General features: G+C 70.5%; 21 protein-coding genes. 9 read left to right on the top strand and 12 right to left on the bottom strand.

What is annotated here, in order from left to right; translation table 11 throughout:
* Positions 1-7 precede the first annotated feature (7 nt).
* Positions 8-523: an ATP-binding protein gene (locus tag ACFWP7_RS06835; protein ID WP_384377122.1), complete on the bottom strand. Its 516-nt coding sequence runs from the start codon at positions 521-523 to the stop codon at positions 8-10.
* Positions 524-739: 216 nt separating this feature from the next.
* Positions 740-1063: a hypothetical protein gene (locus tag ACFWP7_RS06830; protein WP_384377119.1), complete on the bottom strand. Its 324-nt coding sequence runs from the start codon at positions 1061-1063 to the stop codon at positions 740-742.
* A 347-nt stretch (positions 1064-1410) separates the two neighbouring features.
* Between ACFWP7_RS06830 and ACFWP7_RS06825 the strand changes: the two genes are divergently transcribed.
* Positions 1411-2535, top strand: a complete 1125-nt coding sequence (locus ACFWP7_RS06825; protein WP_384377116.1) for a PLP-dependent cysteine synthase family protein — start codon at positions 1411-1413, stop codon at positions 2533-2535.
* Positions 2536-2591: 56 nt separating this feature from the next.
* Here ACFWP7_RS06825 and ACFWP7_RS06820 read toward each other — a convergent pair whose 3' ends face one another.
* Together ACFWP7_RS06820 and ACFWP7_RS06815 are read right to left on the bottom strand one after the other, a co-directional pair.
* The gene (locus ACFWP7_RS06820) at positions 2592-3071 is read right to left on the bottom strand and encodes an SRPBCC family protein (RefSeq protein WP_384377113.1); all 480 of its coding nucleotides are present in this window, start codon (positions 3069-3071) and stop codon (positions 2592-2594) included.
* 106 nt (positions 3072-3177) lie between these two features.
* Positions 3178-4008, bottom strand: coding sequence for a DeoR/GlpR family DNA-binding transcription regulator (locus tag ACFWP7_RS06815; protein WP_384377110.1), 831 nt, complete (start codon positions 4006-4008; stop codon positions 3178-3180).
* A 273-nt stretch (positions 4009-4281) separates the two neighbouring features.
* Here ACFWP7_RS06815 and ACFWP7_RS06810 point away from each other — a divergent pair, with 273 nt between their 5' ends.
* Positions 4282-6684, top strand: a complete 2403-nt coding sequence (locus ACFWP7_RS06810) for a hypothetical protein (RefSeq protein ID WP_384377107.1) — start codon at positions 4282-4284, stop codon at positions 6682-6684.
* Here ACFWP7_RS06810 and ACFWP7_RS06805 read toward each other — a convergent pair.
* The 4 genes from ACFWP7_RS06805 to ACFWP7_RS06790 form a co-directional block, all read right to left on the bottom strand.
* A complete protein-coding gene (locus ACFWP7_RS06805; protein WP_384377104.1) occupies positions 6654-9089 on the bottom strand; it encodes a right-handed parallel beta-helix repeat-containing protein in 2436 nt (811 codons plus the stop codon). The genes ACFWP7_RS06810 and ACFWP7_RS06805 overlap by 31 nt on opposite strands.
* Before the next feature lie 157 nt (positions 9090-9246).
* Positions 9247-9852 carry a hypothetical protein gene (locus ACFWP7_RS06800; protein ID WP_384377101.1) on the bottom strand — a complete coding sequence of 202 codons (606 nt, stop codon included), beginning with the start codon at positions 9850-9852 and terminating at the stop codon, positions 9247-9249.
* A 188-nt stretch (positions 9853-10040) separates the two neighbouring features.
* Positions 10041-10865, bottom strand: a complete 825-nt coding sequence (locus ACFWP7_RS06795) for an MOSC domain-containing protein (RefSeq protein ID WP_384377098.1) — start codon at positions 10863-10865, stop codon at positions 10041-10043.
* Positions 10866-10925: 60 nt separating this feature from the next.
* Positions 10926-11366, bottom strand: a complete 441-nt coding sequence (locus tag ACFWP7_RS06790; protein WP_384377095.1) for a DUF6643 family protein — start codon at positions 11364-11366, stop codon at positions 10926-10928.
* A gap of 279 nt (positions 11367-11645) precedes the next feature.
* Here ACFWP7_RS06790 and ACFWP7_RS06785 point away from each other — a divergent pair, with 279 nt between their 5' ends.
* A complete protein-coding gene (locus ACFWP7_RS06785) occupies positions 11646-12983 on the top strand; it encodes a TerD family protein (protein WP_384377092.1) in 1338 nt (445 codons plus the stop codon).
* 4 nt (positions 12984-12987) lie between these two features.
* Here ACFWP7_RS06785 and ACFWP7_RS06780 read toward each other — a convergent pair whose 3' ends face one another.
* Complete coding sequence (locus ACFWP7_RS06780; protein ID WP_384377089.1) at positions 12988-14163, bottom strand: glycosyltransferase; 1176 nt, start codon at positions 14161-14163, stop codon at positions 12988-12990.
* Positions 14164-14221: 58 nt separating this feature from the next.
* Here ACFWP7_RS06780 and ACFWP7_RS06775 point away from each other — a divergent pair, with 58 nt between their 5' ends.
* Together ACFWP7_RS06775 and ACFWP7_RS06770 are read left to right on the top strand one after the other, a co-directional pair.
* Positions 14222-15007, top strand: a complete 786-nt coding sequence (locus ACFWP7_RS06775) for a glutamate racemase (RefSeq protein ID WP_384377086.1) — start codon at positions 14222-14224, stop codon at positions 15005-15007.
* 126 nt (positions 15008-15133) lie between these two features.
* Positions 15134-15679 (top strand): hypothetical protein, encoded by a 546-nt coding sequence (locus tag ACFWP7_RS06770; protein ID WP_384377084.1) that lies wholly within the window; start codon positions 15134-15136, stop codon positions 15677-15679.
* On the opposite strand, the gene ACFWP7_RS06765 is transcribed toward ACFWP7_RS06770, so the two are convergent.
* Positions 15633-16763, bottom strand: coding sequence for an O-antigen ligase family protein (locus tag ACFWP7_RS06765; protein ID WP_384377081.1), 1131 nt, complete (start codon positions 16761-16763; stop codon positions 15633-15635). The genes ACFWP7_RS06770 and ACFWP7_RS06765 overlap by 47 nt on opposite strands.
* A 265-nt stretch (positions 16764-17028) precedes the next feature.
* Between ACFWP7_RS06765 and lnt the strand changes: the two genes are divergently transcribed.
* The 4 genes from lnt (at position 17029) to ACFWP7_RS06745 (ending at position 22130) form a co-directional block, all read left to right on the top strand.
* Complete coding sequence (gene lnt, locus ACFWP7_RS06760) at positions 17029-18663, top strand: apolipoprotein N-acyltransferase (protein WP_384377078.1); 1635 nt, start codon at positions 17029-17031, stop codon at positions 18661-18663.
* A 34-nt stretch (positions 18664-18697) separates the two neighbouring features.
* Positions 18698-19171 (top strand): NUDIX domain-containing protein, encoded by a 474-nt coding sequence (locus ACFWP7_RS06755; RefSeq protein ID WP_384377075.1) that lies wholly within the window; start codon positions 18698-18700, stop codon positions 19169-19171.
* Positions 19172-19231: 60 nt separating this feature from the next.
* Positions 19232-20032, top strand: a complete 801-nt coding sequence (locus tag ACFWP7_RS06750) for a 3-hydroxybutyrate dehydrogenase (RefSeq protein WP_384377072.1) — start codon at positions 19232-19234, stop codon at positions 20030-20032.
* Positions 20033-20108: 76 nt separating this feature from the next.
* A complete protein-coding gene (locus ACFWP7_RS06745; protein ID WP_384377069.1) occupies positions 20109-22130 on the top strand; it encodes a helix-turn-helix domain-containing protein in 2022 nt (673 codons plus the stop codon).
* A gap of 87 nt (positions 22131-22217) precedes the next feature.
* Here ACFWP7_RS06745 and ACFWP7_RS06740 read toward each other — a convergent pair whose 3' ends face one another.
* Positions 22218-23054, bottom strand: coding sequence for a trypsin-like serine peptidase (locus ACFWP7_RS06740; RefSeq protein WP_384377066.1), 837 nt, complete (start codon positions 23052-23054; stop codon positions 22218-22220).
* Between the two features lie 606 nt (positions 23055-23660).
* Positions 23661-24965 carry a hypothetical protein gene (locus ACFWP7_RS06735; protein ID WP_384377063.1) on the bottom strand — a complete coding sequence of 435 codons (1305 nt, stop codon included), beginning with the start codon at positions 24963-24965 and terminating at the stop codon, positions 23661-23663.
* Positions 24966-24981: the final 16 nt, after the last annotated feature.

The raw sequence follows: 24981 nt of genomic DNA, 5'->3' as shown, positions 1-24981 counted from the left end.
CGCCCGGTCAGCCGCCAACGGCGGACCGGGCGGGAGCGTGTTCGGGCCTGCGACCGTCGACCGGGTGCAGGCGCGGGGCCTCGCATGCCGTGTCGTACGGGGGAAGCGCGGGCACCGCCACGGCGGGCGCCGACGCCGGAAGTGTGAACCACACGACCTTGCCGGACTCGCCGTCGGGACGCACCCCCCAGCTCTCGCTGACCGCGGCGACCATGGCGAGGCCGCGTCCGCAGGTGGCGGCGGGGTCCGCCTCCCGAACCTCGGGAAGGCGGGGGTCGTGGTCGTGCACCGAGACCGTGAGCCGGTCGAGCAGCAGCTCGATCTTCACGGTGCACAGCTTGTCGGGCTGGGCGTGCCGGTGGACGTTGGTCAGCAGCTCGGTCACACCGAGCGCGGCCGGGTCTATCAAGGGGTCCAGATGCCAGTAGCGCAACTGCGCAGATACGATTCTGCGGACCTGGCCGATCCGCGACGGCAGGGCTTGGAGCTCCACCGTGCAATGCCTGCTTGGCTGGCTGATCACGGCTGCGACTCCCCGAATTGAGGTCCGGAAGAAGACGGAGATCGGATCCAGCAGAGTGGCTGAGTGGAACGGCCGCCTGCTGACGTGGCCGGCGGGCTGGTTCGCAGCGTTATCGCCGGTAAACCCAGAGTAGTGACGTGAGAACAGAGTGACTCAAGGGGTGCGGTCCTGCAACTCGCGGGCGCTTCTGCCCCCGCAGCCCCTGTCGCCGTGGCTTCAGTGCTTGCGTCCCGCCGCCTTGCGTACGGCCTCTATGAAACGGCGGGCCGAGGGCGGCCCGGGCTTGCCGGGAGCGGGGTCGTGCTCGCCGAGGGTGAGCGAGTACCGGGTGCCGTTGACGTCCGCCAACGCCCGGTCCTCGGGCGCGAACCACGGCTTGGACGCGCGCACCGCCTGCACGGGCGCGCTGTCGATCTCGCTCCCGTAACTGGTGAGCAACTCCAGCCTGCCGTCGTTGATCCGGACCTGTCCGGCCCGGGTGAGCGAACGCAGCCTCTTCCCGATCCGCACGCCCGTGGCCGTGAACTCCGGCTCCGCCATGGTGCCCCGCCCCCTTGTGCGCTTCGGCTGTGCTGTGCCGTGATCCAGTGTGCACCCCACCAGGAGGGCCCGGCTCGTTCTTGACGAGCGCCGTGCCGCCGGACACTGTCCCCGCGGTGCAGTCTGCCCGCACCCGGCGGCGAGCACCAGTGTGCATGGCGAGGCCATGACGAGAACGGGAGCACTTTCCCGAATGCGCCCCCGCCGTCCCGCAGGCCCGGGGTCCAGGGGTGCCTTTGGGATGCCCAAAGACATGTTTATGCAGGTGAGAAGCGTGCGGAAGGTGCCTATGATCGAAGGTGTCCGACCTCGCGATCCGGCGTCGGCACGATCCGAAGGAGCCCGCCGTGACCACCCCTCAGCAGACCCGGACCGGCGAAACCCTCGACGTCGACCACAGCGACCCGGGATACCGGGCCTGGCTCAAAGAAGCCGTGCGCAAGGTGCAGGCCGACGGCAACCGCTCGGCCGACACTCATCTGCTGCGCTTCCCGCTCCCCGAGCACTGGGGCATCGACCTGTATCTGAAGGACGAGTCGACACACCCCACCGGCAGCCTCAAACACCGGCTCGCCCGCTCGCTGTTCCTGTACGGACTGTGCAATGGCTGGATCCGGCCGGGCCGCCCGGTCATCGAGGCGTCCAGCGGCTCGACGGCCGTCTCCGAGGCCTACTTCGCGGGGCTCATCGGCGTGCCCTTCATCGCGGTCATGCCCCGCACGACGAGCGCCGAGAAGTGCCGCCTCATCGAGTTCCACGGCGGGCGGTGCCACTTCGTGGACGACTCCCGCAAGATGTACGAGGAGTCCGCCGCCCTCGCGGCAGAGACCGGCGGCCACTACATGGACCAGTTCACCTACGCGGAACGGGCCACGGACTGGCGCGGCAACAACAACATCGCCGAATCCATCTTCCGCCAGCTGGAGTTGGAGCGGTTCCCGGAGCCCGCGTGGATCGTCGCCACGGCCGGTACCGGCGGTACCTCGGCGACCCTCGCGCGCTACGTCCACTACATGCAGCACGACACCCGTATCTGCGTCGCCGATCCGGAGAACTCGTGTTTCTTCGAGGGCTGGACCACCGGTGATCCGGACGTCACCTGCGACTGCGGCTCGCGCATCGAGGGCATCGGCAGACCGCGGATGGAACCGAGCTTCGTGCCGCGCGCCATCGACCGGATGATGAAGGTGCCGGACGGGGCCAGCATCGCCGCAGTGCGCGCGCTGGAACAGGCCATCGGCCGCAAGGCGGGCGGCTCCACCGGGACCGGCCTGTGGAGCGCGCTGAAGATCGTCGCCGAGATGGTCGCGGAGGGGCGTACAGGGAGCGTGGTGACGCTGTTGTGCGACCCCGGGGACAGGTATCTCGACAAGTACTACTCGGACGCGTGGCTGGCCGAACAAGGGCTGGATCTCGCGCCGTACACGAGGGCGATCGCGTCGCTGCTGGAGACGGGCGTCTGGCAGGACTGACGCATGTGAGACGCCGGTGGGACGGTCAGGCGCCGATCGGGTGCGGGGGTTGCCGGTCAGACGTTCGTCGACGCCAGCCGTCGGTCCAGTGCCGTCACCGCGTCGCGGAACGTTCGTCCCAGGCCGGCCCGGCTCAGTCCGAGGGCCAGCCGGAAGGGTGCCGTGCCGTCCGTGGCGAAGGTCCACCCTACCCGCGTGCCCGTTCCGTCGGGCGTCAGCCGCCACTCCTCGAGCAGGGCGCGGGCCCCGGGCGCGTTCGTGACGTCCACCCGGTACGTGTACACCTCGGGAGCCGTGGCCACGAGGACCGTCTCCTGGAAACGAATGCCGCCCCGGAGCCGGATCTCACGCCCGGCGCCGTCCTCGGTCTGCCGGGCGAGCGTCACCGCCGGGAACCACTCGGTCCAGCCGGGAACGTCCTCGGCGAGCGCGCGGAAGACCGACTCCGGGGACGCGGTCACCACCCCGGCGAACACCAGACGTACCGGAGCGCTGTCGATGAACTCGGGTCCTACCGGGCGCAGTCGGCGTGCCATGTGCGGAACCCCCTGGCGGGACACGGTCCCGGGCGGAGACGGGCAAGGACGGAACGCGCCCGCACCGCGCGGCGGCGGGGGCAGTGTCACCATAACTGGCGGACCGTCAGATGTCTGTACCGTCTTCGGGTTCGCCGGCCACCACCAGGCGCATGAGGTGCTCCGAGATCTCCTCGCGGGCGTCGGCCGGCAAACCCGCGTCGGTGACGAGCGTGTCGACCTGTTCGAGCGCGGCGAACGAACTCAGGCCCACGGTGCCCCACTTGGTGTGGTCGGCGACCACGACGACTCGCCGCGCGGACTGCACCAGCCGCCGATTGGTCTCGGCTTCCGCCAGGTTCGGCGTCGACAGACCGGCCTCGACCGATATCCCGTGCACACCCAGGAACAACACGTCGAAGTGGAGCGCCCCGATGGCCTGATCGGCCACCGGGCCGACCAGGGAGTCGGACGGCGTGCGCACCCCGCCCGTCAGGACGACGGTGGCGGCGCCCTGCCGCTGACCGGAGACGCGCTGCGCCGAGTGGAACACATCGGCCACCCGCACCGAGTTGGTGACCACGGTCAGGTCGGGGACGTCCAGGAGGTGCTGGGCCAGCGCGTACGTCGTCGTGCCGCCCGAGAGCGCGATCGCCGTGCCCGGCCCGACCAACTCGGCGGCGGCCCGCGCGATGTCCTCCTTGGCGGTGAGCTCCAGGCCGGACTTGGCCTCGAAACCCGGTTCGTGCGTGCTCGCCTCGACCAGCGGGACCGCGCCGCCGTGCACCTTCTCCACCATGCCCTGGCGGGCCAGGGCGTCGAGATCGCGGCGGACCGTCATGTCGGAGACGCCGAGCTTGCGGGTCAGTTCGTTCACGCGGACGCCACCGCGGCGTCGTACTTCATCGAGGATCAGGGCGCGACGCTGCTCCGCGAGGAGGTTCTGATTCTCACTCACGTCCGCTCCGGTTTCCTTTCGTCCAAGCCTGTTCGACACTCCATCCGAACCCACTCCCACGTGGACATTCTCCCCGTCAGAGGGCTTCAGGACGCCTCATCCTCGCACGGGTCACCGACAGCCGCGCCACTGCCCGTACAGACTCCTCTCGCGCTGGTGTCACACGTATCGGGGAGATTCCGTGACGACGGGTGCACACAGCGTCCGCGGGCGGGATCCTTGTGCCTGCACATGACACATGGGAGACACGCGGCACGGGGGAAGTGTGAAGCGGTGGAATCTGCACGGGAAAACGGTTCGACGGGGGAGCTCGGCAGCCCCGTACAGCGGCCCGAAGCGGCCGCGCCCGCCCTGGAACTCCTGGTTCACGGAGTGGGCGGTGCTTCACCCGAGGGGATGCTCGACGACCCACGGACGGTCCGCATCACCGGCGACGAGACGGCGGCCGTCTACCGGCGCATCGCCGACGCAGACGCCGAGCGGCACCCTGACGCCCAACGGGGCCAACCGGTACCCGAGGCCTATGTGTGGTGCAACCTCACGTCGGGCAACGGCTCCCGCGCCCTGTGGCTGCTACTGCTGCCCTTCATGGTGGTCAACCTCGCGCACTGGATGCGCCCCACCACCCGGGGCCGCAGACGCACGGTCCGCCTGTACGGCCTGCTCGTCCGCCTGGCCGGACTCACCCTCACCGTGCTTCTGGTCGCCGCCGCCTGCGAGGTAGCCCTCGACCTGGCCGCCTGGCAGTGCGCGGGCACGCACGCGTGTGCAGAGGACCACTCCTGGCTGGACTTCCTCTCACCGGCCGCCTCCGATGCCGGCTGGTGGAGTCAGCCCGGCCGCCGCCTCGCCCTCGCCTCCCTGGTGCCCACCGCGCTGACCGCTCTCCTGTGGTACCTGTCCCACCGCACCTGGAGCGCCTACGAGTCACAGCAGCCGATGTCCCGCAAGCCCGAACCCGACGAGGAGACCGGCCGTTCAGGGCTCGGCCGGCCGGGATTCTGGTACGGGCGCCGACTGGTCGCCCGGCTGCGTGCCGCGCACACCGCCGCGGGCCTGCTGACGGTTGCCGCCGCCGTGGGCACTTCCGCCGCGCGCTACGACCGCACGTCGGACGGCCCTGGCGTACTGGCGACCCTGGGCCTGCTCCTGGACGTGATCCTCGTCGCGGGCTTCGTCGTCGTGGTGTGGGTGGTGTGCCGAAGGGGCCGCACCGAGAACCGCCTCGACGAGGAACTCGACCAGCCCCTGGTGCGCCGACTGCCCATGGGTTCGGTCATCCTGCTGGCCCTCACACTGCTGTACGCCGGCTGGTCGCGGCCCGGCTGGCACTCACAGGGGCGGCTGCCCGGCGACATGACGTTCGGCGGCATCGCCCTCCTCCAGGGGCTGCTCGTCATCGTGCTGGGCGTGGTGGCCCACATCCTGTTCCGCGCCCGGCCCGACACACGCACCGCGATGCGCGGACTGGCCGGTCCCGCCGTCGCCATGCTGGCCTGCGCGCTGGGCGGTGTGATGTCCGGAGGGGTGTCCCAGCGCGTCGCCGACTGGCTCGACGGCACCCGGAGCTCGATCCCGGGGCCGCCCGTCCTGCTGACCTGGCAGGCCTCCACGATCCCCGTCCTGCTCGTCGTGCTCGCCTTCGTCATCGGCTGGCTGGCCTGGCGCACCTGGCTGCTGCGAAAGCGTGAGATGGGAGCTGTTGAGCTCGACTACGAGGGTGAGCCCCAGGACCCCGTCCGTACACGCCGCATCGCGAGCACGCGCGCGATGGCCTCCCTCACCGACAGGGCGCCCCTCCTGGTCGCCGTCATCTCGTCCGTGACCTGGCTGCTCGGCGCCGGAGCACTGGTCGGCGCACTGGCGACCGAGGACGCTCCCAGCGAGGCGGCGCACGGCACGTACGCGTTCGTCCAGGGCGCCGCCGAGACCGCCCAGGCCCTCGGCTCCTGGCTGATCGGCCTCGGTTTCATCCTGTTCGTCACCTGGGGCCGCCGCGCCTACAGGGACCCGGCGGCCCGCCGCACCATCGGCATCCTCTGGGACGTCGGCACCTTCTGGCCGCGCGCCGCCCACCCCTTCGCGCCGCCCTGCTACGCCGAGCGCGCCGTGCCCGACCTGACCTGGCGGATGGCCACCTGGACCCGTGCCACCGGCGGGCGGCTCGTCATCTCCGGGCATTCCCAGGGCAGTGTGCTGGCAGCCGCGGCCGCCTGGCAGCTGAAGCCGTCCGTACGCAAGCGGGTCGCGCTCCTCACCTACGGCTCACCGCTGGAGCGTCTGTACGGGCGCTGGTTCCCGGCCCACTTCGGCCCGGCCGCCCTCGCCTCCCTGCACCGTGACGTCGCCTGCTGGCGCAATCTGTACCGGCTGAGTGACCCCATCGGCGGAAGCGTCCGGTTGACGGGGGAGTGCGGCCCCCAGGTGGACCGGGAGCCCCTCAAGGATCCGCTGGCCTACGGACGCACTCCGCAGCACCCGCTGCCCGCGCCGATCCTGGGTCACTCCGACTACCAGGCGGACCCCGCCTTCGCTGTCGAGAGGCAGGAGTTGCTGGCCCGGCTGACGCCGGACGTGCCGCTGCCGCGCGCGCGGCAGGACGACAGCGCGCCGGCTGCCCTTCGAACCCGGGACGACGGCCCGCCTCAGGGCAGTTCGGGGAGGTCCTCCGAGTAGAGGAGGGTGAGGTCGTCCGTGCTCGGCTCCGTGAGCTGGGCGACCCGCCCCGCATGGCGCTCGACCATCGCCTCGAACGTCTGCCGTGCGGTACGGCCGTTGCCGAAAGCGGGTCCCTTGGGGATCGCGGTGAAGTACTTCGTCAGCGCCTCGGGCGCCCCCGGGGCCAGCCGGTACTCGTGCTCCTCGGCCTGTTGCTCCACGATCCGCAGCAGCTCCTCGGGGTCGTAGTCGCTGAAGGTGATGGTCCGTGAGAAGCGGGACGCCACACCGGGGTTGACGGTGAGGAAACGGTCCATCTCGGCTGTGTAACCCGCCACGATGACCACCACCGCCTCCCGGTGGTCCTCCATCAGCTTCACCAGCGTGTCGATGGCCTCCCGCCCGAAGTCGCGGCCCGAGTCCTCCGGCGACAGCGCGTACGCCTCGTCGATGAACAGCACCCCGCCGCGCGCCTTGTCGAACGCCTCCTGCGTACGGATCGCGGTGGAACCGATGTGCTCGCCGACCAGGTCCACGCGGGACACCTCGACGAGATGCCCCTTCTCCAGGACGCCGAGCGAGGCGAGGATCTCGCCGTACAGCCGCGCGACGGTGGTCTTGCCGGTGCCGGGGGAGCCGGTGAAGACCAGGTGGCGCCGGGCGGAGGCCGCCTTGAGGCCCGCCAACCGGCGGCGGCGGCCCACCTCGATCATGTCGGTCAGGGCGCGCACCTCGCGCTTGACGCTCTCCAGGCCCACCAGCGTGTCGAGTTCACCGAGGACGTCGTGCGACGAACGCGTCGGCTGCTCGGGCTCCTGCGCCACGACGAGAGGCTCCTGCTCGGTGGTGCGCTGGCCCGGGATCGCGCCAAGGAGGCCCGTCGTCGCGCTCGACGTCTGTACGGCGCTCTCGTGCGCCGGGGACCGCAGCCCCGCGCTCTCGTCGCTCGTGCAGTCCTCCATGACAGGTCCGTCGCCCGCGCCTTGTGTCGCTTTGGCGTCGGCGAACTCGTAACCCCCGCGCGCACACCGCTCCGTACGGCACTTCTTCAGTGTCGCGCGGGCGCCGTCGATCACATGGAAGCCGTAGCCCCCGCTGTCCGTCACCCGGCAGTTGTGGAAGCTGCCCCGGCCACCCGCCGACACATAGAAGCCCGCCTCGGCGGGCGAGGTGACCGTGCAGCGCTCGATGGTGGGATCGGCGCCCTTGGTGACGATCACGCCGGTCTGGGTGCCGTCCACGGTGCAGCCGGACAGGGTGCCGCCGCTGCCGTGGTCACGGAACCAGGCGCCTGTCGCGGCGTCTCGGATGCGGCAGTCGTCGAGCTGAGCGGTCGCGCCGTCGCTGACCGACACGGCGGTGTTCCGCACCTGCGAGAGGTCGCTGTCGACGACGTCCGCGCGGGAACCGCGGTCCAGGACGAACAGTGCGTCCGGCACGTCGTGCACTCGGCACGAGTCGAGCACCGCGGTCGCGCCGTCGCTGATCCACACCGCGGGGTAGTCGCCGGTGCTGTCGAAGATCTCGCACTGGTTGGCGTCCACCCGCGTGCCCGGGTCCCAGACCGAAAGACCGTTGCGTCCGAACTGCCGCACGGTGGTGCGCGTCAGAGTGAGGACTGAGCGCGAGCGCAGATCGACCGCGTTCTCCGGGATGTCGTGGATGCGGCAGTCGGCGAGCGTGAGCACCGCGTCCGTGTCGAGGGTGATGCCGTCCCCGGTGGTGCGGTGCACATCGCAGTCGGTGAGATGGGCCGTGGCCCGTCCGGTGATCTGCACGCCGGAGCCCTTGACCTCGTACACCTCGCAGCCGACGGCCTCCAGCGACGAGCCCTCGCCGGTAGCCGACAGGCCCGCGCCGGAGGCGTGATGGACCCGGCAGCGCTCCAGGCGCGGACGGCCGCCCCCACGGACGACGATGCCCGACTGGCCCGCCGCGACGACCTCGCACTCCTCGAACACCCCACCGCCGCCGTCCAGTACGGCGATGCCGATACCGGCGGGATTGTCGACGGTGCAGCGGCGGACGGTCGGGCGGGCGCCGCCGCGCACTTCGATCCCGGCGGCGGAGCGCGTGACGATCCGTACGTCCAGCAGCTCCGGGGTGCCCTCCTCGACGAGCAGCGCGGGCGCGGCGGAGTCCTGGCCCTCCACATGAAGGTCCTGGACCACGGCGGAGGCGCGGACGGTCAGCGGCACTCCGTCGACCGGCGCGATGCGTACGGAGCCGGGGGACCCTTCGGGGCCGCGCAGCGTCACCGCGCGCTGGACCACCAGATTCTCCCGGTAGGTGCCCGGAGCGACAGTGAGGACGTCACCGTCGGCCGCCGCCTCCAGTGCGGCGGCCAGCGATGCGTACTCACCCGTACGGCGCCGCCACCGCGAGGTGCCGGTGTGCGTCACCTGGACCGTGCCCTGTGCCATGGCGCTGTTGTGCCCCCACCTCGTGATACGCGGGTCCTGCGAGGCCGAACCGAAACCCCGTCGGCATGACGGAAAGCCTCTCACGACGGTGCCGAAGACCTCGCCGGTCCACCGTAGCGTGCGTGGGCACGCCGAGTTGACCGTAGTGGGAAGGCGGTCAGCTGCCCGCGCCGGTCCTGCCCCAGTCGGGGCCCGCCTTGTCCCAGGCACGGTCCCAACGGACGTACCGGCGAAGGACCATGCGCCAGACGATCAGCCGCCTGCCGCCCTCGACGAGTCCCACAGCCATCACGACCACGCCGAACCCGGCCAGCACGGCATGGGTCGTCGCGGTGGCACCGTCCAGCGGGCGGGGGACTGTTCGGCCGTGCAAATCGGTCCAGATCGTGAAGTGGTCCCCGGGCACGGGGGACTTGAGGGCGGCCGTCACCGCGCCGTGTTGTGAGGTGCCGTCCGGTGCCGTCCAGTTGGCCATCACGCGGCTGTGGGCGTCCCGTCCCGAGGCTGTCTCGGGGTCGGGGTCGAGCGGACCGAGGGCCAGCTTCCTGACGACGGTGGCCGCCACCTCGTGGCGGGCCGCACGCTGGTCCCGTACGGACTGTTGGAGGGCGCTCTGCGCCGCGGCTCCGACGGCGACTCCCACGAGGGGTACGACAGCGACGATCAGCACAATGGCCGTCAGAGCCAGCCAGGCTTCGGCCAGATCGGTCCCTCGGCGCAGCGGGTTGTGCCGCCAACGCCAGAGTCCGCCGATTGATCGCACCGTTCCGCACCCCCTTCCGCTTCCGTGATAACTCACCGCAGGGGCGTCCGCGCGACGAGCTCGGGGAAGAGAGAGCGAAATCACCCCGCCCCGGGCCTTTCGTGAACTCCTCGCGAAGTGTCAACGACCGTGCCTGGGGACCGGGTTCCCATTATGCGTGGCCTATTCACGGAACTTGACCGGACGGTTCATTCGAGGATCGTGACGGCATCGCCGATCCGTACCCTGCCCGTCGACTCGGGCACGAGGTTCTGCCCGAAGACCAGCCGGTCCCCGAAGCGGCGGTGGCGCCCGAGTGTCCGCAGCGGTTCCCTGCCGCGCTCGGCGGTGCCCTGGTCGGTGGTGGTGACGACACACCGGCCGCACATCTTGGCGACCCGGAAGGTGACCTCGCCGATCGAGATCCGCGACCAGTCGTCCTCGGCCCAGGCCTCCGTGCCCGCCACGACCACGTTCGGCCGGAAGCGGTTCATGGGCAGCGGCCCCTCCTCGGCGTGATCGCCCTGGGCGATGAGGGAGTTGAGGGCGTCCAGCGAGGCGAGCGTGGTGAGCAGCAGTGGGTAGCGGTCGGCGAGGCTGACCGTCTCGCCCGGCCGGGAGTGCGGGGGGTCGTCGATCGGGCGGCGCGTGGCGGGGTCATCCATGTGGACGAGGCGCACGTCGGCGCCCAGGAACGCGCTGCACCAGGCGTGCGCGGCGTCGTCGGCCGGGACCGCGTCCACCTTGGTCCCGAAGATGCTCAGCGTCGTCGTGTCCAGCGGCTCGGGCACGGGAACGGTCACCGGCTCACGGTCGGACGCGGACAGACGGACGCCGCCGGGCAGAAGCTCGGCGGCGGCCAGTGCCAGACGTGGCTGCTGGCGCTGAGTGACGACCTTTCCCCCGTCGTCGATCAGTACCCAGCGTCGATCTCCGGTCAGCCCCCAGGGCTCCACCATGGCTTCCCGGACCGCCTGGCCGGTGAAGGCCTTGACCGGGTGGACATGGATCGAGTGCAGCTTCGTGTTCCCCATGACGCCATCGTGCCAGCAGGCACTGACAACCTCGCTCCAATAACTTCGGTGCCCGCTGCCTCAGTACCCGCGGTACTGCTGGCCGTTGTACGGATCCTGGTAGGGGGCCGGAGCCGGACGGGGAGCCGCGGGGCGCATGGCCTCGTAGCCCGTGCCGGGCGCCATCGGGCGCTGCTGCTGGGGCTGGCCACCGGGGTAGCCGCGCGGGACGCCGGTCTGCTGCGGAATGTAGGGCGCCGGGGCCTGCTGCAGCGGTGCGGGCTGCTGGGCCTGCGGGTAGCCGTACATCGGGGCTTGCTGGGAGGGGCCGGGCGGCAGGGCGGGGAGCGCCGACGGGAGCGCGGGCAGATAGCTGTTGCCCGAGTCGTAGGCGGCGGGAACCCGGATCGGGGCGATCTGAGGAGTGCCCCGCTCGGCGACGAGGGAGTCATAGATGGGGGTGTCCGGGAAGGACGGCGCGGAGTAGTAACCGCCGCCATAGGTGGAGCGGGGGGAGGTCATGGCACATAAGTTAAGCCCACGATGTGCTGGTTGGGGAGACCGATAAGAGGGTTGTTTTCCGTGTCGGCAGTGACGTGGGATCCCCAATGCGAGCGAACTCGGCAAAAAGGGCACCGAAGCACGTTCGGATCGTGTAAAGGCCTAGTTCCTGGCAGGTTACCGGCGGTTGACCACCAGTCTTCCGGTGCGGATCTTGGGAGTTCGTCACGCCGGGGATTAGGTTTGGCGGGAGCGCAGCCAACGGACCGACCGAGGCGCCCTTCGGCGCGGAGACACGTGATGGGGGCGTACATGCCAATGTCTAAGGGATCGAATGTTCCCGTGCCGACGACCGCGCTGCGCGTCGAATTGGGATGGCGTTCGGCGCCGGGTGTGCCCGACGCGGACGCCTCCGCGCTGTTGCTGGTCTCCGGGAGGGTCCGGTCGGACGGCGATTTCGTCTTCTACAACCAGCCCGTGCACTCCTCCGGCGCCGTGCGGCACGAGGGCAAGCGGAGCGAGGGCGGTCAGGTGACCGACACCCTGCTCGTCGACCTCGCGCGCGTGGAGCCCGCGATCGAGACCGTGGTACTGGCCGCCTCCACGGACGGCGGCCCCTTCGGGCAGGTGCCCGGACTGTACATTCGGGTGCTCGACGTACAGCGGGGGAGTGAGGTCGCCCGCTTCGACAGCGCAGACGCGAGCGTCGAGACCGCCTTCGTACTCGGTGAGTTCTACCGGCGTCAGGGTGCCTGGAAGTTCCGTGCGGTCGGGCAGGGGTACAGCAGCGGACTGGAAGGACTGGCCACGGACTACGGGATCACGGTGGACGAGCCGCAGTACGTGGCACCGCCCGTTGCTCCGCCGACGGCCGTGCGGCCGCCGGTCGCTCCGCCCGTTACGACGCGGCCCCCGGTCCCCCCGCCCGCCACCATGCGGCCGGCTGCCACGCCCGTCACCACGCCGCCCCCCGTCCCGCCCTCAGCCCCTCCGGCCCCGGTGCGCCTGACCAAGGTCACGCTCACCAAGGAGGCACCGTCGGTCTCGCTCAGCAAGCAGGGCGGTACGTCCGGCGCCATGCGTGTGAACCTCAACTGGGAGGTGCGCAAGCAGTTCTCGGGGTGGGGAAGCAAGCTGGGCCGGGCCGTCGCGATGCACGCGGATCTCGACCTCGACCTCTGCGCCCTGTACGAACTGTCCGACGGCCGCAAGGGAGTTGTCCAGGCTCTCGGTAACGCCTACGGAGCGCTGCACCAGCCGCCGTACATCCATCTCGACGGCGACGACCGCACCGGTGCGTCGGCGAGCGGCGAGAACCTGTCCATCAATCTCGACCACAAGCAGAGCTTCCGGCGCATCGTCATCTTCGTGACGATCTACGAAGGAGCGCGCTCCTTCGCCGACCTGGACGCCACGGTGACCCTCCAGCCGCTGAACGGCGCGCCGATCGACTTCTCCCTCGGCGAGTGCACAGTGCCCTCGACCGTCTGTGCCCTCGCCCTCATCACCAACAACGGCGGCGACCTGATCGTCCAGCGCGAGGCCCGGTTCCTGGTCCCCGAGCGCGGAGTGAGCCCCCAGCGCACCATCGACTACACCTACGGGTGGGGCATGAACTGGACCCCCGGCAGGAAGTGAGCGATCAGATTTCGTCCAGGGCGGCGTCCGGACGCGTGTAGGTGCGGCCCTTCCAGGCCGCGCCCCGCCCCCTGTAGTGCTGCACCGCGGAATCGACCGTCATGAGGAGGTACAAAAACGCGGTGACCGGCAGCAGCGGAGCCAGCCAGAGGGGCTGCCGGTAGTAGCGCAGCATCGGCAGATACGTCGCCGTCATCAGCAGCCACGCGAGCCCCCCGGCCGTCGCGGCCCCCGCACTCCCCGCGGCGAGGCCCACGAAGAGCGCGAGTGGCGGCACCAGGTAGACGACGGCGAGGCCGGCGACTGTTCCGGCGAGCAGCAGCGGATTGTGCCGCAACTGGGCGTACGCGCTGCGCGACACCATCCGCCACAGGTCGTGCAGCCGCGGATACGGGCGCACGCTGTCCACGCCCTCCGCGAGCCCCAGCCAGATGTGGCCCCCGCTCCCCTTGACCGCCCTCGCGAGCGCGACATCGTCGATGACGGCGTGCCGGATGGCGTCGGGAATCCGGGCCCGCTCGGCCGCGTCCGCACGCAGCAGGACACAGCCGCCCGCCGCGGCAGCCGTGCGCGAGCCCCGGACGCCGATCCGGCGGAAGGGATAGAGCTGAGCGAAGAAGTAGACGAAGGCGGGCACCACGAGCCGCTCCCACACGCTTTCCACCCGTAGCCGGGCCATCTGCGAGACCAGGTCGAAGCCGCCGGTGCGCGCCGCCGCCACCAACTCCCGCAGGCTGTCCGGCGCATGGGCGATGTCGGCGTCCGTCAGCAGCAGATACTCGGGATCACGCGCGCGTGCCAGGCCGATGCCGTGGCGAACGGCCCAGAGCTTGCCCGTCCAGCCCGCGGGCGGCTCCCCGGGAGAGCTGACGGTGAGCGGCAGCCCGCCGTGCCCCCGTGCCAGCTCACGGGCCAGCTCCCCGGTGCCGTCGCAACTGCCGTCGTCGACGAGGAAGACCTCGGCCCGCCCCGGATAGTCCTGAGCGAGGAGTGACGGCAGACTCTCGGGCAGTACGGCGGCCTCGTCGCGCGCCGGTACGACGACACAGACGGACGGCCAGTCGTCCGGCTCCCCGCGCGGCGGCAGTCTCACATCCGTACGCCAGAAGAAGCCCTGGCCGAGCAGCAGCCAGAGCCAGGCGGCCAGTGATCCAACAGCGGTCCACGCAACGGCGTTCACCCGCCGAAGTCTGCCCCACCCCGGCGGCCCGTCGAGGCGGATCGTCTATGGTGACCGGGTGAAGATCGCGCTCATGGACTCCGGTATGGGACTGCTCGCCGCCGCCGCCGCGGTACGCCTTCTGCGACCCGACGCCGATCTCATCCTCTCCTCGGACCCCGGCAGCATGCCGTGGGGACCGCGCACGCCGGAGGACGTGACCGTGCGAGCTCTCGCCGTCGCCGAGGCCGCCGCGATGCACCGCCCCGACGCGCTGATCGTCGCCTGCAACACCGCCTCGGTACGCGCCCTGCCCGCGCTGCGCGCCCGACTGGAGCCCGGCGTGCCCGTCATCGGCACCGTACCGGCGATCAAACCGGCCGCGGCCGGCGGCGGACCCGTCGCGATCTGGGCCACGCCCGCCACCACCGGCAGCCCCTACCAGCGAGGTCTCATCCGTGAGTTCGCGGACGGAGTGCACGTCACCGAGGTGGCCTGCCCCGGCCTCGCCGAAGCCGTGGAGCACGCGGACCAGGAGGCCATCGACGCAGCGATCATCGCGGCTGCGGCGGGTACCCCCGACGATGTAAGGGTCGTCGTCCTGGGTTGCACCCATTACGAGCTGGTCGCGGAGCGCATCCGCGCCTCCGTACAGCAGCCCGGGCTGCCGCCGCTGGTCCTGCACGGTTCCGCCGGAGCGGTCGCCGCCCAGGCGCTGCGCCGGATCGGTGAGGCCCCGGACCCGGAGGCCCCCGCCGACGGCTCTCTCACGGTGCTCCTGAGCGGCCGGGAGGGTGCGCTTCCCGCTCCCGCACTGGCCTACGAAGAAGGCCGACTCCTGTCCGCGGTCACCCCGGCGCGCTGACCGGCGGTCACCGGTAGGCACCCTCGGCCATGGTGTGGACGCTCTGCCCAGGAAGAACGTCCACCCGGAGCAGTAACGCTCCGCAACCCGGTGCCCGCACGGCGGAACCTGAGTAGTCTCATTGCCATGAGGGACCACCCCCACCGCGAGAAGACCTCGCATCCCGCGATCTGGACGGGGCGCGCGACCAACCGCGTCCAGTGGCTGCCCGCGCTCGGCGGGGCCGCCTGCATCGCGCTCGGCATCGAACTGGCCGTCGACTCCACCTGGACGGCCGGCAGCGCCCCACTCGTCATGTCCGTCGTCGGATGCATCGCGGCAGGGCTGCTCATCCTGTTCGGCACGCTCGCGTTCGTGCATGTCGCGGTGAAGGTCGACAAGGACTCCCTCGAAGTGCGCTGCGGCCACATAGGGCTGCCGCGTCGCCGTATCCCGCTCTCGAACGTCGTCGGGGCCGACTTCGCGCCCTCGGTCACACCCCGTCAGTGGGGCGGCTGGGGTTACCGCTGGCGTCCCGAGATGGGAACCGCCGTCATCGTGCGGCGTGGCGAGGGCGTGGTGCTCCTCCTGGGGGACGGCCATACATTCACGATCACAGTGGACAACGCGGAGGCGGCCGTACGGATCATCCGCGACCATCTGCGTACGACCACGCCGGGCACGGCGCTCTGATCCCTCGGCCGTCGGCCGTTACGGCTCCGGACGGTCGCTCCGGGGACGTTCTCCCGGGGGCCGTGGTGTTTTCTTCGTCGGACAGTGGTCGTGATGGGGCGAGCCCCGCCAGCAGGCCCGCCCCGGCCGTCACCGTGGTGAAGCTCAGGGCGTTGCCGACCGACGCGACGACGGCCAGCATGGTCAGGGTCGCGTCCGCAGTGAGGGCGATCGGTGTGGGACGCCGCGTGCGCCACAGTGCGTAAAGAACCCAGCAGAACACCATCACGAGCAGCAGTACGCCGATCACGCCCTGCTCTGCCGCCTGCTGCAGTGGCGCGGAGTGCGGCTTGTGGTCGGGCAGGAGCGACCGGGTGACCGTAGGGCTGAGTTCCCCGTAGCGCCCCGGCCGGCGCCCAGGGCCGGATACTCGCGGGCGAGGTGCAGCGCGTCGCGCCAGCAGGACCCGATGCCGAGTGAGGGGGCCTTCCAATGCCGCGGTGAGGCCGTCGGGCAAAGGGTCTTCGGCGATGGCCAAGGACATTCCCGTCGCCAGAGCCGCGGTGAGCGCGAGGCTCGCCAGTCCCAGCGCGCGGCGGCGCATACGGGCGGCGGCGAGGGAGCACAGCAGCACCTCCGTGCACAGGACGAAGCCGGTGGTCGAGCCCAGTGCTGCCGCGGTCACGGTGATTCCGGCTGCCAGCAGCCCCAGCGCGAGGCGCAGCACCGGTGGATGTGCCGCCCAGGCCGCGCAGCACGCGGCTCCGGCGGAAGGGGCCAGCAGTGCGGCCGTGGCGCCGGCGTGCCCAAGCGGCGAGGTGACTCCCGCGCCGGGAGCGGTGTGCGGGGCGGCGACGGCGAGGCCGAGTCCGGCGAGCGCGCCCCTGCAGGGTGCGGCGACGGGCAGGAGCGCTCCGAGGATTCGTCCCGAGGCATAGCCGGCTGTCACGGCGAGCGCCGCCAGGAGCACGCCCTCGGGCCGGCCGTGGTGCGCGCCCGCCGTGATCAAGGACCAGATCGCGCACGCCCCGAGCGCGATCATGCCCGCGACGTCGGACGCGCTGCGTCTGTCGCCCGCGGCCGCGGAATCGGCCGCAGACGTCATCCCCGTGGGTCCCACCCCGCCGCTCCCCGGCCGTGCCGCTCCCCGGCCGTGGTGCCCCCCGGCCGTGGTGGCTGTCCGTCCGCACGTCAGAGGTTCGGGCACACCGTAACGGGTGATGCGCCGGCTTGTGGACGAGTTGCGCAGGAACGCTGCAGTAGATGTGGAGGGTGCGGTCGGGCAGAGGCCTTCCCACCGGACCGGTTCCTGTTCGGGGCCGGGTGGACCACGCTGTCGGCGCCCAGGTCATGCGCCGTACACTCCCGGAGTGACCGCCACCGCGACATCCGTAGACGAGCCGGAACAGCTCGAACCCCAGGCCGCGCCCGCATCGCGCGGGGCCGGACTGGCCCTCCGTCTCGTTCCGGCCGTCTCCGCGGCGCTCTCCGGCGTGCTGCTGTACGTCAGCTTCCCGCCACGCACGCTCTGGTGGCTGGCCCTTCCGGCCTTCGCGGTCTTCGGCTGGACCCTGCGCGGTCGCACCTGGAAGGCGGGTCTCGGGCTCGGCTACCTGTTCGGCCTCGGGTTCTTTCTGCCGCTGCTCGTGTGGACCGGTGTCGAGGTCGGCCCCGGGCCGTGGATCGCACTCGTCATCGCGGAGTCGGTGTTCGTCGCGCTCGTGGGCGCGGGCATCACGGCCGTCTCCCGGCTGCCGGGATGGCCCCTGTGGGCGGCGACCCTGTGGATTGCGGGCGAGGCCGCACGCGCACGCGTGCCGTTCGGTGGGTTCCCCTGGGGAAAGATCGCCTTCGGGCAGGCGGACGGGGTTTTCCTTCCGCTCGCCGCGGTGGGCGGAACGCCGGTACTGGGCTTCGCGGTCGTGCTCTGCGGCTTCGGGCTGTACGAGGCCGTACGCCTGCTTCTCGAAGGCCGCCGCACCCGGGTCGTACGCCGCGGGGCCGCCGCGGTGGCACTGCTCAGCGTCGTCGTCCCCGTGCTGGGGGCGCTCGCCGCACGGTCGCTGGTGAGTGACAAGGCCGAGGACGGCACGGCGACCGTCGCGGTCATCCAGGGCAATGTTCCGCGCGCGGGGCTGGAGTTCAACGCCCAGCGGCGTGCCGTTCTCGACTACCACGCGCGGGAGACCGAGCGGCTGGCAGCCGAGGTCAAGGCGGGCAAGGTCGCCCAGCCCGACTTCGTGCTGTGGCCGGAGAACTCCTCCGACATCGACCCGTTCACCAACCCCGACGCCCGCGCCGTGATCGACGGCGCGGCCAAGGCGATCGGCGCCCCCATCTCGGTCGGCGGAGTCGTCGAGCGGGACGGCAAGCTCTATAACGAGCAGATCCTGTGGGACCCGGACAAGGGCCCGGTCGACACGTACGACAAGCGGCAGATCCAGCCGTTCGGTGAGTACCTGCCCATGCGTTCGCTCATCGGGGCCATCAACAGCAACTGGACGTCCATGGTGAGCCAGGACTTCAGCCGCGGTACCAAGGCGGGCGTGTTCACCATGGACGGCACCAAGGTCGGCCTCGCCACCTGCTACGAGGCGGCCTTCGACTGGGACGTGCGTGACACCGTCCTCGACGGAGCGCAGATGATCTCGGTGCCCAGCAACAACGCCACCTTCGACCGCAGCGAGATGACCTACCAGCAGCTCGCCATGTCGCGCGTCCGCGCCGTGGAGCACAGCCGCACCGTCACGGTGCCGGTGACCAGCGGCGTCAGCGCGATCATCATGCCGGACGGGAAGATCACCCAGAAGACCGGGATGTTCGTGGCGGACTCGCTCGTCCAGAAGGTGCCGCTGCGATCCTCCGAGACCCCGGCCACGCGCCTGGGGATCCTTCCCGAGATGGTCCTGGTGCTGGTTGCGGCGGGCGGGCTCGGCTGGGCGGTGGCGAGGACGGTGCGCGGACGGCGCGGTAGCGGCGTTCAGGCCGCAGTCTCCGGACCGTAACGGAGCTGTGGAACGGGGCCGTTAGGGTCGATGCATGGCTACTCCCGACTTCATCCGTACGATCCGGGCCACCGCCGGCCACCAGTTGCTCTGGCTGCCCGGAGTCACCGCCATCGTCTTCGACGACGAGGGCAGAGTGCTGCTGGGGCGCCGCTCCGACACGGGCAAGTGGTCGGTGATCGGTGGCATCCCGGACCCGGGGGAGCAGCCCGCCGCCGGAGCGGTCCGGGAGGTTTTCGAGGAGACGGCGGTGCGGTGCGTCGTCGAGCGCGTCGTGCTCGTCCAGGCCCTTGCACCGGTCACCTACGAGAACGGCGATACCTGTCAGTACATGGACATCACGTTCCGGTGTCGTGCTGTCGGTGGTGAGGCGCGTGTCAACGACGACGAGTCGTTGGACGTCGGCTGGTTCGACGTGGACGCCTTGCCGGAACTGAACGAGTTCTGCCTGCTGCGGATCAAGCAGGCACTCTCCGACGCACCCACATGGTTCGACCCTACGACCTGAGCGCGAAGTGTGTGAGCTGACCACATGGGTTGAGTCCGGGGCGCTGCTTAGGGTCGAGATATGACCGAGCCCAGTGCCCTCCCGGGAACCCAGACCCCCGCACTCGACCTCGGCGGCCGCACCGCCCTTGTCACGGGCGCCGCGGGTGGAATCGGCAGTGCCTGTGTGCTGCGGCTCGCCGCGGCCGGGGCCAGGGTGAGAGCGATCGACCGCGACTCGGCGGGGCTGAGCGCGCTCACCGAACTGGCCCAAGGACTCGCGGGCACCGTCGAGCCGCACGTCCTCGACCTCACCGACCTCGACGCGGCGGAGCGGTCCGCCGCGGGCGCCGACATCCTCGTGAACAACGCCGGGCTGCAACTGGTCCGCCCCATCGAGGAGTTCCCGCCCGACGTCTTCCACACCGTGTTGACCGTGATGCTGGAGGCACCGTTCCGGCTCATCCGCGGAGCGCTGCCCCACATGTACGGGCAGGGCTGGGGCCGTATCGTCAATGTGTCGTCGGTCCATGGACTGCGAGCCTCGGCGTTCAAGTCGGCGTACGTGGCCGCAAAACATGGTCTTGAGGGGCTCTCGAAAACCGCCGCCCTTGAAGGCGCGCCCCATGGAGTCACCTCGAACTGTGTGAACCCCGCCTATGTGCGTACCCCCCTGGTCGAGAAGCAGCTCGCCGATCAGGCACAAGCACACGGGATTCCCGAGGAGCGGGTGCTCGCCGAGGTGCTGCTCCAGGACAGTGCCGTCAAACGGCTCATGGAACCGGAGGAGGTCGCCGAGGCCGTCGCGTATCTGTGCGGCCCGTATGCGTCCTTCATCACCGGCACGTCGTTGGCACTGGACGGCGGCTGGACCGCGCATTGAGCGGGAGCGGCGGGTGGCTACGGTGAGTTATCCACAGGCTGGCGGCGGCGATCTTCCGATGGGTGATCCTGGGAGCATGTCTCGCGATCACACGCAGTCCGCCGAGGCCGCCGCTGACGGCACTGAGCCCGCTGTCGTCAGTGCCGAGCCCGCTGTCGTCAGTGCTGAGCCTGCCGTTGGCAGTGCCGAGTCTGCCGTCGGCAGTTCCGAGGCGCCGTTCCTGGAGCTGCTGGCCAGAGGCGCGTCTGCCGATGCCTACGAGCAGCCGGTGCTGCTCGCCCGCGCCGAGGGCCGGCCCACCGAGCACGTCACCGCCCTCGAACAGGCGAAACTGCTCGCGCTGCGTGTGCGCTCGGAGATGGAGGGACGTCGCCGCCGCGAGGCGGAGCTCTCCGCGCTCTTCGAGACCGCCCACGACCTGGCGGGACTGCGCGACCTCGACGCCGTGCTGCGGGCCATCGTGCAGCGGGCCCGGTCACTGCTGGGCACGGACGTCGCGTATCTCAGCCTGAACGACGCGGGCAGGGGTGACACCTATATGCGGGTCACCGAGGGCTCGGTCGCCGCTCGCTTCCAGCAACTGCGGCTCGGTATGGGCGAAGGGCTCGGCGGGCTCGTCGCGCAGACCGCCCGCCCGTATGTCACCGACGACTACTTCAAGGACGAGCGTTTCCAGCACACCCTGACCATCGACGTCGGCGTTCGGGACGAAGGTCTGGTCGCGATTCTCGGTGTGCCGCTCATGATCGGGCCCCAAGTCATCGGCGTGCTGTTCGCCGCGGACCGCCGCGCACGGGTCTTCGAGCGGGAACAGATCGCCCTCCTCGGCTCCTTCGCCGCTCTCGCCGCGGCAGCCATCGACACGGCGAACTGGCTCGCGGAGACCCGCTCGGCCCTCGACCGCCTGGGCCGCGCCAACGAGATCATCCGCGACCGCAGCGGGGTCATCGAGCGCGCGTCCGAAGTCCACGACCGGCTCGCGGAACTCGTCCTGCGCGGCGGCGGAGTCCACGACGTGGCCGCCGCGGTGTCCGAAGTCCTTGACGGCACGGTCGAGTTCGCGGAGGTGGGAGCAGCACCCGCCGCCGCACTGGAAACATCCAGGGCAGATGGACACGCCGTGCGACGCGGCCACGACTGGGTCGCCGCAGTAGCGGCCGGAGGTGAACTGCTCGGCGCGCTGGTGCTGCACGGCCATCCGGGCCTCGACCCCGTCGACCAGCGCACGCTGGAACGCGCAGCGATGGTCACCTCACTCCTCCTGCTCGCCAGACGCTCGGCTTCCGAGGCCGAACAGCGCGTCCGGGGAGAGCTGTTGGACGACCTCCTCGACGCCCGCGACCGCGACCCGCGACTACTGCGCGAGCGTGCCGCCCGACTGCACGCCGACCTCGACGGCGCCCACGTGGTGCTGGCCGCCCGGCTTGAGGCACCGGCGGCCGATGCCGACCAGGAGGCCGCCGCTCGCAGACGTCTTTGGTCGGCCGCCTCCCATCTCGCCACCACCCGGCGGGGACTGGCCGCCGCCCGCGACGGCGGCACCGTCCTGCTGCTGCCCCTCCGCCCCGGCGACACCGCGACAGACCTGGCCCGTCGCACGGCCAAGCACCTCGGCAGCGCCGTGCACGAGGAGGTCACCGTCGGCTCCTCCGCTCCCGTCGACCGACTCGTCCAGCAGCTTGCCACCCGCCCGGGCGCCGTGGCCGCGGCGTACGCGGAGGGGCAGCGCTGCCTGGAAGCCCTGCGCCTGCTCGGCCGCGCCGGGGACGGCGCCGCGGCCGAGGACTTCGGGTTCCTGGGCCTGCTGCTCGCCGGGGACCGGGACATCTCCGGCTTCGTCGACCGCACCGTCGGCCAGGTGGTGGCGTACGACGAACGACGCGGCACCGACCTGCTGCGCACCCTCGACGCGTACTTCGCGTGCGGCATGAGTCCGGCACGCACCAAGGACGACCTGCATGTGCATGTGAACACGGTCGCGCAGCGGCTGGAGCGTGTGGGCCGACTGCTCGGGGACGACTGGCAGAGCCCGGCCCGCGCGCTGGAGATCCAACTCGCCCTGCGGCTGCACCGGTTGGCGTCGGCCGGGCCACACTGACCCGCATGAGGGCGCCCCGCGACAGAGGCCGAAGGGAACGCCCGCAGACGGTCGCGGCCGCGCCCCGTTGTAGCATGAACCGGAAATTTACCCCCTCTCTGGGAGACAAACGATCGAGATGGCGTCGAGCCCCGGGACTGACCGGCCCCCACTTCGCCGACCTGCCGTCGAGCCAACGCAGAGCGCTGGAAACGTGCTTCGCGCTGGTGGACACCGATGAGCCGAACCCGTACGCCGTGTGCGCCGGGACCCTGAATGTGCTTGCCGCCGCCGGTGAAGCCGGGAGGCCGCCGCGGCGGCTCGCGCGGCCAGAGCCTCGGCGGCGGGCAGTGCTGTGGGTGCGGTGGCGGGGAGCAGACCCAGGTCCCCGAGCAGCTGCTCCCGCGCGGTCCCGGACAGCGATGTCCGCAGGCGCGCCACGATACGGCTGACCCGGGCGCCCTCGCTGGCGACCCAGTCCACCACCTCGTCCGGGTCGCCGGGCTGGACGAGAGTGCCGTCGCGCCGCAGTTCCCTGCCCTGGTCGTCCTTGCGGGGGACACCGGCATGATGCAGCACCACCACTTCCCACTGGTCGTTGAAGACGGGCGAACCGGAGTTCCCGGGCTCGGTGTCCGTCTCGTAGTGCAGGAAGTCCTCAAGCTGGAAGAGCAGTTCGTTGCGGCGGATGGCGATCTCCTTGAGTCGGCCGCTCGGGTGCCCCACGATGTTGACGGACTCGCCGTTCACCAGCTTTCCCTGCGCGCCGATGAGCCGGTTCCAGCCGAACTGCGCCCCCGGCGGCCGCCCGTCGGCCCCCGCCTCGACACGTACGAGGGAGAAGTCCAGCTCCTCTTCGGTGAGCGGGACGAAGTCCCCGACCAGCCGGTACACGGCAGGCTGCGCCGCGGAGTTGTCGATTCCGGTCTCGGCGGGTAACTCCACGACGACGTGTGCGGCCGCGTCCGCGTCCGGCACACATGGTGATTGGTCAGCAGCAGATCCGGGGAGACGAGGAATCCCGTTCCCAGCGGCGGCACGCGGCCGTTGTCGAACACCGAGATACGGCCCACGGTCGCGGCGGCACGTGAACCGCGCGAGAGGAAGTTGACCGCCTGGAGGTCCTTGGAGGCGCCGATGATGCGCTCCAGGAGCCGCCGCCCCGGCAGTTCCTGGGAGACGAGCGACATCACTGTCTCCATGGGCAGTGCGCCCCCGCTGATCAGATGCTCCGCGCGGGCCTGGAGCTGGGATTCGCTGTCCGGCAAGGACGCGTCCTGCCCGGCCAGTTCCTCGGCCGCCTCGCGTTCCGGGAGCGCCGCGCCGAATCGCTCGGCCGCCGCTTCGTCATGACGCTGCCGGGAGTCCCGTACGCGTTCGTACATGTCCGCGGTGAAGTCGTGGTCGTCCATGCGCACCATCCCGAAGGCGAGGCCGAGGCAGAAAGCGGGCTGCCTTCTGCTTAGCCGGGTCTTCCGCGGTGCCGCATCGGGGAACTCCCTACATACCTGGATCCTGGCCATCGAAATCGCAACGGGACGTCGGCCAGGGCTATTTGACGACCGTCGACCAGTCCGGTGACTGCGCCGGGTCGAGGCTGCGCAGGTGCTCCAGGACCTCGGGTTTCTGGACGTCCATCCAGTCGGCCAGTTCGCGGAAGGAGACGCAGCGGACCTCCTTGCGCACGCACACGTTCTTGATGACGTCGTCGATGGCCTTCATGTAGATGCCGCCGTTCCAGTCCTCGAAGTGGTTGCCGATGAACAGGGGCGCCCGGCTGCCGTAGTACACGCGGTCGAAGCCGGCGAGGTAGGAGTCGACGGTCTCCTGCCGCCACAACTCGTACTTGGCCGGGTCGCCTTCGGTCTCGCCGTCGGACTGGTTGTAGAGGAAGTTGAAGTCCATGGACAGGCCCTGGTACTCGCCCCCCTCGTAGGGAAGCATCTGGAGCGGGAAGTCCCAGAGGCCGTCCTTCTTGGTGGGCCATATCTGGAAGTCGCCCGGCGAGCTGGCGTCGTAACGCCAGCCGAAGCTCTTGATCGCCTCGAGCAGGTTCTTCTGGCCCTCCAGGCACGGCGCCCGGCCGCCGATGATCTCCTGCTTCGCGTCGAAGGGAAGCGGTGGCAGGTCGGTGTAGCCGGTGTTGGTCTTCCAGTTCTCCACGAAGGAGTAGAACTGGCTGATCTCGCTCTTCCACTCCGCGACGCTCCAGTCGCCGCCGCCCTTGGCGTCGCAGAAGTGGCCGTTGAAGTGGGAACCGATCTCGTTCCCCTCCTCCCAGGCCAATGAGAGCTGCTCCAGCGTGGTGCGGATGTGCTCGTCGGTGGGGTAACTGATCGCCGCTGCCCCGGGATCGTGCATCGGCGGATCGTAGAGCGTCTTCTTGTCCTTCGGCAGCAGGTAGATGCCGGTCAGGAAGAACGTCATATGGGCGTTGTATTCCTTCGCCAACTCCCGGTAGTGCGAGAAGAGTTCGTCGTCGCCCTGCAGGGCGCCGTCCCAGGAGAAGACGACGAACTGCGGCGGCTTCTCTCCCGGCTTGAGCGGCTCGGCCTTGAGCTCCTCGGTCTGCGGTCCGGTGTACGACGTGGAGCCGTCCCCGATCACCTTCGTCTTGCCGTCCCAGGAGGGTTCCGTGTCCTTCTTCGTCGAGTTCTCCCCGTCTGCGGCGGCTTTGCCGTCCGCCGATCCGGTGAGCACCGGATCGTCTCCGTTCCCCAGCACCAGCAGGGGTACGGCGATGCACACGAGGGCGAGAGCGATGGCGGCGATCAGGATCCTTGGGCGGGCGGTGAGCCGGCCGAGGATGTGAGCACTGTTCCGTCTGCGGCGACGGCCGTGGGCTTTGGAGGTCATCGGTGGCACATTCTGC

The organism is Streptomyces sp. NPDC058470, assembly GCF_042721055.1.
Classification (GTDB): domain Bacteria; phylum Actinomycetota; class Actinomycetes; order Streptomycetales; family Streptomycetaceae; genus Streptomyces.
This window is presented reverse-complemented; position numbering and strand designations above follow the sequence as displayed.